The sequence below is a fragment of the Micromonospora sp. NPDC092111 genome, assembly GCF_044755745.1.
Lineage (GTDB): Bacteria > Actinomycetota > Actinomycetes > Mycobacteriales > Micromonosporaceae > Micromonospora.
Genome location: NZ_JBIVRQ010000020.1, coordinates 42,489 through 54,510, shown reverse-complemented (window position 1 = coordinate 54,510; position 12,022 = coordinate 42,489). Strand labels below are relative to the sequence as shown.

Sequence of the window (12,022 nt, the reverse complement as noted above, 5' to 3'; positions counted from 1 at the left end):
GCGTCCGGTCCCGACATCGGCTAGCGTGCCGGGCATGCCCGTCGCGGTCGTCACCGACTCCACCGCCTACCTTCCACCCGAGCTGGTGCGGGCGCACCGGCTGACCGTGGTGCCGCTGACCGTCGTGCTCAACGGCGCGGAAGGGCTGGAGGGGGTGGAGACCTTCCCCGCCGACGCCACCCGGGCACTCGCCGGGCGGCGGGTCTCGGTGAGCACGTCCCGGCCGTCCCCCGAGCAGTTCGCCGAGACGTACCGGGGGCTGCTGGCGGCCGGCGCGCCGGGCGTGGTGTCGGTGCACCTGTCGGCGGAACTCTCCGGCACGGTGGAGGCCGCCCGGCTCGCCGCCGTCGAGGTCGGCGACCGGGTCGAGGTGGTCGACAGCCGGTCCACCGGCTTGGGGCTCGGCTTCCCGGTGCTCGCCGCCGCCGAGGCCGCCGAGGCCGGTGCCGACCTGGCCGGGGTCCGCGACGCGGCGCTGGCCGCCGTCGACCGGACCACCATCTTCTTCTACGTCGACACGCTGGAGTTCCTGCGCCGGGGTGGCCGGATCAACGCGGCCGAGGCGCTGTTCGGCACCGCCCTCTCGGTGAAGCCGATCATGCACATGCCGAACGGCGCGATCGTGGTGCGGGACAAGGTGCGCACCGCCAGCCGGGGAGTGGCCCGACTGGTCGACCTGGCCGTCGAGGCGGCCGGCGACGCCGACGTGGACCTCGGGGTGCACCACCTCGCCGCCCCGCAACGGGCGGCGCGGCTGGTCGAGGCGCTGACCGACCGGCTCGGCGACCGGCTGCACGACACGTACGTCTGCGAGGCCGGCGCGGTGGTCGCCGCCCACGCCGGACCGGGCCTGGCCAGCGTGGTGGTGCACCGCCGGCCAGGAGTGGACGACCGCCGGCCGTCGGCCGGACCGGGTGAGCCGACGGCGGCCGGCCAGCAGTGAGCGATCCGGCTGCCGTCGCCGGGGTGGGCGATCCGGCGGTGGCCGGAGGACGGGGGTGACCGGGTGTCCTACGTGGTGACCGGCGGCGGCCGGGGTGTCGGCCGGGCCGTGGTGGAACTGCTGGCCGAAGCCGGCGGGACCGTGGTCGTGGTGGAACGGGACCAGGACGCGCTGGCCTGGCTGCCGGGGCATCCCGCTGCGGACCGGCTGGTCCCGCTGGTCGGCGACGCGGCGGACGAACAGGTCGCCGACCGGGCGGCCGACCTCGCCGGGGACGCCGCGCCGCTGGCCGGCTGGGTCAACAACGCGGCGGTGTTCCAGGACGCCTCGGTGCATGCCACCCCGGTCGCGCAGGTGTGGGACCTGATCGGCGGCAACCTCCGGCCGGCCCTGGTCGGCGCGGCGACGGCGGTCCGCCGGTTCCTCGCCGCCGGCACCGGCGGCGCCATCGTCAACGTCTCCTCGCACCAGGCCGCCCGGCCGGTGCCCGGCTGCCTGCCGTACGCCACCGCCAAGGCGGCCGTCGAAGGGCTCACCCGGGCGCTGGCCGTCGAGTACGGCGCTCGGGGGATCCGCACCAACGCGGTCGCCCTCGGCTCGGTGGACACCGAGCGGCACGCGGTCTTCCTCGCCGGCCAGGAACCCGCCGAGGCGGAGCGTCGGCCGAGCTGACCCGGCTGCACCCGGTCGGCCGGATCGGCACCACCGGGGAGGTGGCGGCGGTCGTGGCGTTCCTGCTGTCGCCGCAGGCGGCCTTCGTCAACGGGGTGGTCCTGCCGGTCGACGGCGGGCGGGCGGTACTCGGCCTCGACCCGGAGTCGTCCTGACCGGGCGGCGCCCGCCGTAGCAGATCCCGCCATGATCAGGCGGTTGTCCACAGCCGGCCTCGCCGTCCACAGCCCGACGTCGGCCGGGCCGAGCCGGCCGCCCCGCCGTCCTAACCTCGCCCCGTGTCGGAGGACGAGGAGACCGTGGTACGGCGACGGCTGTTCCGCCTGGTGGGTTCGGTGTCGGCGGCGGTGCGCACGGGCGGGACGCCGGCCCCGTCCCGCCCCCGAGATCCGGCGGGTGGGCCACCGGCACCCCGTGCGCGGGCAGGTGACGGTGGCGACCACCACCCGGCGTCCGTCCCGCCCCGGCCCGGCCGTGTCGCGGAACCCCACGGGCCGGGGCGGGACGTCGACGTGGACGATCCGCTCCCCGTGGCCGGTGGGCGGCTGCCGGGGCCGGGCCCCTTCGACCCCGGCCGGCGCGGCGTCCGGGCGCTGGCCGTCGTCGCGGTGGTCGTGGTGCTCGGTGCCGGCCTGTGGGCCTGGCGGTCCCGCCCGCAGGCGGAACCGGTCCGCCCGGCCCCGGCGGCGGCCGGGCCGGAGTCGTCCGGCGACGCGCCCGACTCGGCCCCGGCCGCCGCCCCGACCGGTGAGCTGGTGGTCGCGGTGGCCGGCCGGGTCCGCCGTCCCGGCCTCGTCCGGGTGCCGGCCGGGGCGCGGGTCGCCGACGCGGTCGAGGCGGCCGGCGGGGCGTTGCCCGGGGTGGACGTGGCGCTGCTCAACCCGGCCCGCAAGGTCACCGACGGGGAACTGATCCTGGTCGGTGTCACCGCCCCGCCCGGCGCGGCCGACCCGGCGGCGGCCCCGGCCGGGCCGGCCGGCGCTCCGGCCGGGGGAGTCCCGGGCGGCCGGGTCAACCTCAACACCGCGACGCTGGCGCAGCTCGACGCGCTGCCCGGGGTCGGCCCGGTGCTCGCCCAACGCATCCTCACCCACCGCGACCAGCAGGGCGGCTTCCGCTCGGTGGGCGACCTGCGGCAGGTCGAGGGCATCGGCGACGCCCGGTACGAACAGCTCAAGGATCTGGTGACGGTGTGAGCGGCAGAGCCGTGCCGGACCGGGCCCGGCGAGCCACTGCCGGTGGCCCGGTGCCCGACCCGCGCGCCGGGGGTCCCGCCCGCGTCGACGGCGGTGAGCCGGCGGCCGGCCCGGCCCACGACGACGGCGCTGAGGCCGCCGCCGACCGGACGCCCGACCTGCGCCTGGCCGGGCTGGCGGTGGCGGCCTGGCTCACCGCGTTGACCGGCCTGCACCTCACCGCCCCGACGATGGCCCTGCTCGCCGGCTCCGCCGCCGTCCTCGCCGGCCTGCTCGCCGGGCACCTGCTCGGCGCCGTCGGTCGGCCGGTCCCCCCGGTCCGCCGGTACGGCTGGATCGCCGTCGCCGCGCTGCTCGGCGTGGTCTGTGGAGCCACCGCCACGGCGGCCCAGCTACACGTCCGCGACGCCGCCGCACTGCGCGTACTGGTCGACGAGCGGGTCCGGGTCACCGCCGAGTTGGTGCTCCGCGACGACCCCCGGCCGGTGCGCGGGGCACCCGGCCGCCCGGTCACCCTGCTCGTCGCGGCGGAGCTGGTGGTGCTCACCGACCCCGAGGGTGGCCGCCTGCGCACCCCGGTGCGCCTGCTCGTGCTCGCCACCGATCCGGCCTGGCGGGGCCTGCTGCCCGGGCAACGGCTCACCGCCCAGGGTCGGCTGGCCGCGCCCCGGGGCGGCGACCTCACCGCCGCGGTGCTGACCGTGACCGGCCCGCCGATCCGGCACGGGTCGCCGCCCTGGCTCCAACGTGCCGCCGGCACCCTCCGGGCCGGTCTGCACCGGGCCTGCGCGCCGCTCCCGCCGGAGCAGGGCGGTCTGCTGCCCGGTCTGGTGGTCGGCGACACCAGCCGGCTGCCGGCCACCGTGGAGGAGGACTTCCGGGCCACCGGGATGACCCACCTCAACGCCGTGTCCGGGTCGAACGTGGCGATCGTGGTGGGTGCGGTGCTGCTGCTGGCCCGCTGGGCCCGGGCCGGTCCCCGGACGGCTGCGGTGCTCTGCGGGTTCGCCCTGGTCGGCTTCGTCGTCCTGGTCCGCCCCTCGCCGAGCGTGGTGCGCGCGGCCACCATGGGCGCGATCGGGCTGGCCGCGTTGGCCGTCGGGCGTCCCCGGGCCGCGTTGCCGGCGCTGGCCGCGGCGGTGGCCGTCCTGGTGCTGGTCGACCCGGAGCTGGCCGGGGACGCCGGCTTCGCCCTGTCCGTCCTGGCCACCGCCGGGCTGCTGCTGCTCGCCCCCGGCTGGCGGGACGCGCTGCGCCGTCGGGGCGTACCGGTCGGGCTGGCCGAGGCGCTCGCCGTCCCGGCGGCGGCGCAGCTCGCCTGCGGGCCGGTGGTGGCGGGCATCTCCGGCACGGTGAGCCTGGTGGCGGTGCCGGCCAACCTGCTCGTCGTGCCGGCGATCGCGCCGGCCACGGTGCTGGGGGTGGCGGCGGCCGTCGTGTCGCCGGTCTGGCCGGCCGGGGCCGAGTTCGCCGCCTGGCTGGCGAGCTGGCCGGCCTGGTGGCTGGTCACCGTCGCCCGGGTCGGGGCGCGGCTGCCGGCGGGCACCCTGCCCTGGCCGGGTGGGGTGCCGGGCGCGCTGCTGCTGGCGGGTCTGACCCTGGGCCTGCTGGTGGCCACCCGACGGCCGCTGGTCCGCCGGTTGGTGGCGGTCGGCGCGGCGGCGGTGGTGCTGGGCACCCTCCCGGTCCGGCTGCTCGCCAGTGGCTGGCCGCCGGACGGCTGGGTGGTGGTGGCGTGCGCGGTCGGGCAGGGGGACGCGCTGGTCCTGCCGGTGGCGTCCGGGCGGGCGGTGGTGGTCGACGCCGGCCCGGAGCCGTCGGCGGTGGACGGTTGCCTGCGCCGGCTCGGCGTCCGGGAGGTGTCACTGCTGGTGGTGAGCCATTTCCACGCCGACCACGTGGGTGGCGTCGCCGGGGTGGCCCGGGGGCGGCGGGTGACCACCGTGCTCACCCCGGCCTGGTCCGAGCCGGTCGCCGGGCGGAGCCTGGTGACGGCCGCCGCCGGTGCCGCCCGGCGGGTGGTGCCGGCGGCCGGCTGGTCGTACCGGGTGGGTGGGGTCGAGCTGGTCGCCCTCGGCCCGCCCTACCCGATGCGGGGCACCCGGTCCGACCCGAACAACAACTCCCTGGTGCTGCGGGCCACCGTGGCCGGCGTGCGCATCCTGCTGCCCGGGGACGCGGAGACGGAGGAGCAGCGGGCGCTGCTGGACCGGGTGCCGCCGGGCGTGCTGCGGGCCGAGGTGCTCAAGGTGGCCCACCACGGCAGCGCCTACCAGGATCCGGCCTTCCTCGACGCGGTCCGGCCGGCCGTCGCGTTGGTGCCGGTCGGCGTCGACAACGACTACGGGCATCCGAGCCCGGTGATCCTGGACCGGCTCGCCCGGTCCGGGACGCGGGTGCTGCGCACCGACACCGACGGCGACGTGGCGGTGGTGCTCCGCTCCGGCGTGTTGGCGGTGGTGGGGCGCGGTCTGCCACCGGGGCGCCGGTGAGCAGCGGCGCGGCCACCGGTGGCATCGTCGCCGGGCGCGGCGGCCGGAGGGCGGAAATGGGGGCGGCCGGAGGGCGGAAACCGATGCGAGATCGAAGAGTATTGCCCCAATCGGTACGGCAATAAACGTAAATGTCTATATTTGCGCTGAGTGCGGGGTGCGCCGTCGCAGCCGTCGATGAGCAGGCACGATCCCCCGCCGGGCCGTGCCAAGATGGGCGACGTGACCGGCGTCGACCTCGCTCCCATTCTGCTCGTCCTCGGCGACGAGGAGCTGCTCGCCACGCGCGCGGTGGCCGAAGCCGTGGCGAAGGCCCGGGCGGTCGACCCGGACGTCGACGTCCGGGACTACCAGGCCGGGGCGCTCGCCGTCGGCGAGATCGCCGAGATGCTCAGCCCGTCACTGTTCGGCGGGCACCGGGTGCTCGTGCTCCGGTCCGGCCAGGATGCCCGCAAGGACCTGGTCACCGCCCTGCTCGGCTACGCGAAGAACCCCGACCCGGAGGTCCAGCTCGTCGTGCTGCACCTGGGCGGGGGCAAGGGCAAGCCGTTCGCCGACGGGCTGCGCGCCGCCGGCGCCACGGTCGTCCCGGCGGCCAAACTCAAGGGGCACCGGGAGCGGGTGGCGTTCGTCCGCGACGAGTTCCGACGGGCCGGCGGCAGGTGCACCGACGACGCGGCCGAGGCGCTGATCGCCGCCGTCGGCACCGACCTGCGGGAGTTGGCCGCCGCCTGCTCCCAGTTGATCGCCGACACCGACGGGCGGATCGGCGCGGACACGGTGGCCCGCTACTACCGGGGCCGGGTCGAGGTGAGCGGCTTCACGGTCGCCGACGCCACCATGGTCGGGGACGTCCCCGCCGCCCTGGAGGCGCTGCGCTGGGCGCTGCACGTCGGGGTCGACCCGGTGCCGATCGCCGACGCGCTCGCCGACGGGGTGCGGACGGTGGCCCGGGTCGCCGCCGCCGGCCGGGGTGACCCGTACCAGTTGGCCGGTACCCTCGGCATGCCCGCCTGGAAGATCAAGAACGCCCAGCAGCGGGCCCGGGGCTGGACCCCGGAGGGGCTGGTCGAGGCGATGCGGGCGGCTGCCGAGTGCAACGCGGCGGTCAAGGGCGGCGCCGACGACCGGGCGTACGCCCTGGAGAAGGCGGTCTTCTCGGTCGCCGCCGCCCGGCGGGGCGGGGTCCGGTGACCGGCGGCCCCACTCGGACGGCGTGGGCCACCCTGCCGGCGTACGAGGAGCGGTACCGGCCGCTCTACGCCCGGCTGCTCGGCCTGCGGTTCCTCAACCCGGGTGGGGTGCTCTGCTTCCTCTTCTTCGAGGGGGCGGTGGCGCTCGCCGTGCTGCTCGCCCTGGCCGAGCTGGTGAGCTGGTGGGCGGTGCCGGTGTTGCCGCTGGCGGTGGCCGTCATGGTGAAGCTCAACGACGTGGTGGCCGAGCGGGTGGTCCGCTCGGCGGCGCTGGTGCCCGAGCAGGAACGGGACCGGTTCCGTCGGCAGATGGAGCCGGTGGTCGGGCGGGTGCGGGTGCCCCACACGCTGCCCGGTGTGGTGGTCGCCACGGCGCCGCCGCAGTGGGAGGCGGCCGAACCGCCGCTCCCGCGAGCGGCCCGCCACTGACCCGCCACCGCCACTGACCCGCCACCGCCACTGACCCGCCACCGCCGGTGATCCGACGGGCCCGTTCCCCGTACACGGACAGCCGGAAGCCCCGGGGGAGTCACCCCCGGGGCTTCCGGTCAGGTCTAGGGTTGCTCGGTCAGGCCGAGAGCGAGCCGACGCGCTTCGCGATGGCCGACTTCCGGTTGGCCGCCTGGTTGGCGTGGATGACGCCCTTGCTGGCAGCCTTGTCCAGCTTACGGGCGGCGTCACGCATCAGGACGGTGGCCTTCTCGGCGTCACCGGCCTCCGCAGCCTCGTTGAACTTCCGGATGGCGGTCTTCAGCGACGACTTGACCGACTTGTTACGCAGCCGGCGCTTCTCGTTCTGCCGGTTGCGCTTGATCTGGGACTTGATGTTCGCCACGCGACAGCCTCGTCTTGATAGCTCGGTTTGGTCTGCTTCCGCACGCGACGAGCATGCGTCATCGCTGCGCGAAGAGCCAGGTTACCAGGTCGGCCACGACGAGCCAAAACGCCCCGTCCGCGACCCCGCCGACCGGCGGTGGTCGAGCCGGTTCAGTGCCAGTTCCGGCGGTCGGCCAGCCAGCCGAGCGCCTGCTCTCCGCTGAACCGCCGGTGTGCCCACAGCAGCGGGGAGACGTCCGGCGGCCGGTCCCGCCCGCCGTCCGCCGGACGTCCTCCGGGGTGACCGAGCCGGTCCACCCGCGCGGTGGCGGTCCAGGCGGGTGGCGGTGGGCCGGCGGCGGTGAGGTAGTAGCCGGAGAGCGCGGCCAGCGTCACGTCCAGGGCGTCCGGCGGGGCGTCGGCCGTCGCCGGATGGCCGGCGAAGAGCGCGTCGACGTCCACCCCGCCGGCGTACCCGGTGACCAGCAGACCGGCCAGGTCGAACCAGGCCGGGCCGTGGCAGAGCCAGTTCCAGTCGCAGAACCAGGCCCGCCCGGCCCGGTCCAGCAGCACGTTGTCCATCCGCAGGTCGCCGTGGACCAGGCCGGGCGCGGTCGCCGCGTACCCGGGCAGCCTGGACTCCAGCGCGACGAGTTCGGGCAGCCGGTCCCGGGCCGCCGGGGGCAGCGGGGGCGACGGCTCGCGCCCGGCGGCCACCTCGCCCCACCAGAGGATGTCCGTGCGGGCCAGGTCCGCCAGGTGGGGCAGACCGAGCGCGGTCAGGTCGGCCGGCGGGTCGGCCAGCGCGGCGGACACCTCGGCGTACCCGGCGAGGACGGCGGCCAGTTCGGTCGGCTCCCAGGGCAGCCGGGGGGTCCGCCCGTCGAGGGCGTCCAGACCGACCGCGTACCACCCGGCCGCGTCGAGCGCCCAGCGTGGGCGGGGGACCGGCAGGCCGGCCGGCAGCCGGGCCAGGACTGCGGCCTCCCGGGCGTACCAGTCGGTCAGGTGGCGCTGCCGGGCCAGGTCGGCGGCCTTGACGAAGACCCGCCCGGCCGCCGTCTCCAGCACGGCGGCGAAGCCGCCGGTGAAGCCGGCGGTGGCGGTCCGGGCCGCGACCACCGGGGCGCCGAGCCGGGCGGTGATCGCGTCCCGCAGGCCGTCGGGCAGGTCACGCCAGTCGGGCCGCACGGCGGTGGCGTGGTACGGCGGCGGGATCGCGGGCACGCCACCCATGGTGCCCGGTCGGCGTGGCGACCCGCCGGCTCGCCGGCCGATCTGTCGTACCGCGCTGGCAGCATTCCTGCCGTGCAGATGGACGAGTTCTGGGCGCTGGTCGAGGCGTCGGCGACCGCGACCGACACCCCCGACGAGCGGCTGGCCTGGCTCACCGACCGGCTCGCCGGGCGCCCCGCCGCCGACGCGGTGGACTTCGCCGTTCTGCTGGACGGGCTCCGGCGGCAGGTGGACACCTGGCGGCACTGGGCCGCCGCGCTGGTCGTCTGCGGCGGCCTCTGCTCCGACGACGGCTTCCACTACTTCCAGGCCTGGCTGGTCGGGCTCGGCCGGGACGCCTTCGCGCGGGTGGCCGCCGACCCCGACGCGCTCGCCGAGGTGCCGCAGGTGCGTCGGCTGGCCGGGCGTTCCCCGCGCGACTGGGCGGAGGACGAGTGGCCGGACTGGGAGGGCCTGGACTACGTCGCGGACGAGGCGTACGAGCGGATCACCGGTGTCGTCGACGGTCTCGACGAGGTCGTCGAGGCCGGCGGGATCGAGTTGAGCGCGTCCCCCGACCCGGTGGACGAGGAGTGGGACGTCCACGACCGGGCCGAGCTGGCCCGCCGCTACCCGCGACTCGCCGGGATGTTCCCGCTGCCCGCCAGGGGGCGGGAGTGGGTCTGGGAGACTGCCAGGCCATGAGGACCGACGACTTCTGGCAGTTGATCGACCAGGCCCGGGCCGGTGGCGGGGGAGAGTCCGACGCGGTGGCCGCCCGGGCGGTCGCCCTGCTCGCCGAGCGGTCCCCGGAGGACATCGTCGGGTACGCCCGGCACCAGCAGCGGGTGCTCGCCGCCTCCTACCGGGTCGACCTGTGGGGCGCGGCCTACCTGATCAACGGCGGTGCCTCGGACGACGGCTTCGAGTACTTCCGGGGCTGGCTGATGACCCAGGGGCGGTCGGTCTTCGCCGGTGCGGTCACCGATCCGGACTCGCTGGCCGCGCTGCCCCGGGTCCGTTCGGCCGCGCTCAGCGGCGAGGAGTTCGAGTGCGAGGACATGCTGGCGGTGCCGTGGGAGGCGTACCGGAAGGCGACCGCGACCGATCTGCCGGCGGAGCGCGACCCGGTGCCGGTGCCCGACCTCAACGACTTCTGGGACTTCGACGACGAGGAGGAGGCCCGGCGTCGGCTGCCGAAGCTCGCCGCCCTCTTCGTCGAGCCGCCCGAGGAGTGAGCCACGCCGACGCCGAGCGGGGCACGTCCGGTGCGCCGGCCGGGGGCGGCGGGCGGTCCGAGCGGCGCGGCCAGCGGGGGAGCGCACCGTCGCCGGAGTGCCCCGGCCCGGCGGTCGAGGGCCGGGCCCAGGAGTGATCGGACCGCGCCCGGAGCGACGTGGGATCATAGAGCGGGCCGGCGGCGCGCCGGCCCGCTCACGTCAGCCGATCAGAACGGACCGCTGTGCCACCGACGCTCGATCCCGGCGCGAACGCTCCTGGTGCCACCGACCCGGCGCGCATCCGGAACTTCTGCATCATCGCCCACATCGACCACGGGAAGTCGACCCTGGCCGACCGGATGTTGCAGCTCACCGGCGTGGTCGACCCCCGGCAGATGCGCGCGCAGTACCTCGACCGGATGGACATCGAGCGCGAGCGCGGCATCACCATCAAGAGCCAGGCCGTCCGGATGCCATGGACCATCCGCGAGGGTGACCGGGCCGGCGAGCAGGCCGTGCTCAACATGATCGACACCCCGGGCCACGTCGACTTCACCTACGAGGTGTCCCGCTCGCTGGCTGCCTGCGAGGGGGCGCTGCTGCTGGTCGACGCCGCCCAGGGCATCGAGGCGCAGACGCTGGCCAACCTCTACCTGGCGCTCGAGAACGACCTGCGGATCATCCCGGTGCTCAACAAGATCGACCTGCCGGCCGCCCAGCCGGAGAAGTACGCCGAGGAGCTGGCCCACCTGATCGGCGGCGATCCGGCCGACTGCATCCGGGTCTCCGGCAAGACCGGCGACGGGGTGCCGTACCTGCTCGACGAGATCGTCCGGCAGTTCGTCCCGCCGGTCGGCGACGCCGACGCGCCCGCCCGTGCGATGATCTTCGACTCGGTGTACGACGTCTACCGGGGCGTGGTCACCTACGTCCGGGTGATCGACGGCCGGATCAGCGCCCGGGACCGGATCAAGATGATGTCCACCGCCGCGGTGCACGAGCTGCTGGAGATCGGCGTCATCTCGCCGGAGATGGTCAAGGCCGACGCGCTCGGGGTCGGCGAGGTGGGCTACCTGATCACCGGCGTGAAGGACGTCCGGCAGTCCCGGGTCGGTGACACGATCACCATCAACACCCGGCCGGCGACCGAGGCCCTGGGTGGCTACAAGGACCCGAAGCCGATGGTCTACTCCGGCCTCTACCCGATCGACGGCTCGGACTACCCGAACCTGCGTGAGGCGCTGGACAAGCTCAAGCTCAACGACGCCGCCCTCGACTACGAGCCGGAGACCTCCGGGGCGCTCGGCTTCGGCTTCCGCTGCGGCTTCCTCGGCCTGCTCCACCTGGAGATCATCCGGGAGCGGCTGGAGCGGGAGTACAACCTCGACCTGATCTCCACCGCGCCGAACGTCGTCTACCGGGCCATCACCGAGGACGGCCTGGAGATCGTGGTGACCAACCCGAGCGAGTACCCCACCGGCAAGATCGCCGAGGTGTACGAGCCGGTCGTGCGGGCCAGCGTGCTCACCCCGAACGACTACGTCGGGGCGGTGATGGAGTTGTGCCAGGGCCGGCGCGGCAGCCTGCTCGGCATGGAGTACCTCTCCGCCGACCGGGTGGAGCTGCGCTACACCCTCCCGCTCGCCGAGATCATCTACGACTTCTTCGACCAGTTGAAGAGCCGTACCAAGGGCTACGCCTCGTTGGACTACGAGCCCTCCGACGAGCAGGCGTCCGACCTGGTCAAGGTCGACATCCTGCTGCACGGTGAGCCGGTGGACGCGTTCAGCGCGATCGTGCACAAGGACAAGGCGTACCACTACGGCACGTCGATCGCGGCGAAGCTGCGTACCCTGATCCCGCGGCAGCAGTTCGAGGTGCCGATCCAGGCCGCGATCGGGAGCCGGGTGATCGCCCGGGAGACCATCCGCGCCATCCGCAAGGACGTGCTCGCCAAGTGCTACGGCGGTGACATCAGCCGTAAGCGCAAGCTGCTGGAGAAGCAGAAGGAAGGCAAGAAGCGGATGAAGATGGTGGGCCGGGTGGAGGTCCCCCAGGAGGCCTTCATCGCCGCGCTCTCCTCCGACTCCGGCGACGCCAAGGCGGCCGGTAAGAAGTAGCCCCCGCGTATCCGGTCCACGGCGGCCGGCACCCCGCTCCGGCCGGGTGCCGGCCGCCGCCGTGTGCCCGCCCGCGATGTCGTACGGATGAGATTTCCGGTCTCCACCGGCACCACCGGACGGCCGGTTGCGACCACTGTGAGCTGCTCTGACAT

The 12,022-nt window shown here is 75.5% G+C and carries 12 protein-coding genes; 10 read left to right on the top strand and 2 right to left on the bottom strand.

Going from position 1 to position 12,022, the window contains the following annotated elements:
* Positions 1 to 34 precede the first annotated feature (34 nt).
* The 7 genes from ACIQG9_RS26905 to ACIQG9_RS26875 all read left to right on the top strand — a co-directional run bounded on the left by ACIQG9_RS26905 (position 35) and on the right by ACIQG9_RS26875 (position 6,925).
* Entirely contained in the window at positions 35 to 943 is a 909-nt protein-coding gene (locus ACIQG9_RS26905) for a DegV family protein (protein ID WP_400407647.1), read from the top strand.
* A gap of 63 nt (positions 944 to 1,006) precedes the next feature.
* Positions 1,007 to 1,615, top strand: coding sequence for an SDR family NAD(P)-dependent oxidoreductase (locus tag ACIQG9_RS26900; protein ID WP_400407644.1), 609 nt, complete (start codon positions 1,007 to 1,009; stop codon positions 1,613 to 1,615).
* Between the two features lie 41 nt (positions 1,616 to 1,656).
* Positions 1,657 to 1,770: a hypothetical protein gene (locus ACIQG9_RS26895; protein ID WP_400407642.1), complete on the top strand. Its 114-nt coding sequence runs from the start codon at positions 1,657 to 1,659 to the stop codon at positions 1,768 to 1,770.
* Positions 1,771 to 1,893: 123 nt separating this feature from the next.
* Positions 1,894 to 2,811, top strand: coding sequence for a helix-hairpin-helix domain-containing protein (locus ACIQG9_RS26890; RefSeq protein ID WP_400407640.1), 918 nt, complete (start codon positions 1,894 to 1,896; stop codon positions 2,809 to 2,811).
* A 50-nt stretch (positions 2,812 to 2,861) separates the two neighbouring features.
* Complete coding sequence (locus ACIQG9_RS26885; protein ID WP_400407711.1) at positions 2,862 to 5,303, top strand: ComEC/Rec2 family competence protein; 2,442 nt, start codon at positions 2,862 to 2,864, stop codon at positions 5,301 to 5,303.
* Positions 5,304 to 5,516: 213 nt separating this feature from the next.
* A complete protein-coding gene (holA, locus tag ACIQG9_RS26880) occupies positions 5,517 to 6,497 on the top strand; it encodes a DNA polymerase III subunit delta (RefSeq protein WP_400407709.1) in 981 nt (326 codons plus the stop codon).
* Positions 6,494 to 6,925 (top strand): hypothetical protein, encoded by a 432-nt coding sequence (locus ACIQG9_RS26875; protein WP_400407638.1) that lies wholly within the window; start codon positions 6,494 to 6,496, stop codon positions 6,923 to 6,925. Before holA ends, ACIQG9_RS26875 begins: the two co-directional genes overlap by 4 nt.
* A 139-nt stretch (positions 6,926 to 7,064) precedes the next feature.
* Here the strand turns inward: ACIQG9_RS26875 and rpsT are convergent, their stop codons facing one another.
* Complete coding sequence (rpsT, locus tag ACIQG9_RS26870; protein ID WP_357608900.1) at positions 7,065 to 7,331, bottom strand: 30S ribosomal protein S20; 267 nt, start codon at positions 7,329 to 7,331, stop codon at positions 7,065 to 7,067.
* A gap of 152 nt (positions 7,332 to 7,483) precedes the next feature.
* A complete protein-coding gene (locus ACIQG9_RS26865; RefSeq protein WP_400407636.1) occupies positions 7,484 to 8,548 on the bottom strand; it encodes a phosphotransferase family protein in 1,065 nt (354 codons plus the stop codon).
* Between the two features lie 78 nt (positions 8,549 to 8,626).
* On the opposite strand from ACIQG9_RS26865, the gene ACIQG9_RS26860 reads away from it, so the two are divergent.
* The 3 genes from ACIQG9_RS26860 to lepA all read left to right on the top strand — a co-directional run bounded on the left by ACIQG9_RS26860 (position 8,627) and on the right by lepA (position 11,867).
* Entirely contained in the window at positions 8,627 to 9,232 is a 606-nt protein-coding gene (locus ACIQG9_RS26860) for a DUF4240 domain-containing protein (RefSeq protein ID WP_400407707.1), read from the top strand.
* Entirely contained in the window at positions 9,229 to 9,765 is a 537-nt protein-coding gene (locus ACIQG9_RS26855; protein WP_400407634.1) for a DUF4240 domain-containing protein, read from the top strand. The genes ACIQG9_RS26860 and ACIQG9_RS26855 overlap by 4 nt, the downstream gene beginning before the upstream one ends.
* A gap of 224 nt (positions 9,766 to 9,989) precedes the next feature.
* Positions 9,990 to 11,867 (top strand): translation elongation factor 4, encoded by a 1,878-nt coding sequence (gene lepA, locus ACIQG9_RS26850; RefSeq protein ID WP_400407632.1) that lies wholly within the window; start codon positions 9,990 to 9,992, stop codon positions 11,865 to 11,867.
* Positions 11,868 to 12,022: the final 155 nt, after the last annotated feature.

Coding starts and splice junctions, on each gene's coding strand:
- ACIQG9_RS26905 (WP_400407647.1), top strand. CDS start 35: ATGCCCGTCGCGGTCGTCACCGACTCCACCGCCTACCTTCCACCCGAG.
- holA (WP_400407709.1), top strand. CDS start 5,517: ATGGGCGACGTGACCGGCGTCGACCTCGCTCCCATTCTGCTCGTCCTC.
- ACIQG9_RS26865 (WP_400407636.1), bottom strand. CDS start 8,548: ATGGGTGGCGTGCCCGCGATCCCGCCGCCGTACCACGCCACCGCCGTG.
- ACIQG9_RS26860 (WP_400407707.1), top strand. CDS start 8,627: ATGGACGAGTTCTGGGCGCTGGTCGAGGCGTCGGCGACCGCGACCGAC.
- ACIQG9_RS26855 (WP_400407634.1), top strand. CDS start 9,229: ATGAGGACCGACGACTTCTGGCAGTTGATCGACCAGGCCCGGGCCGGT.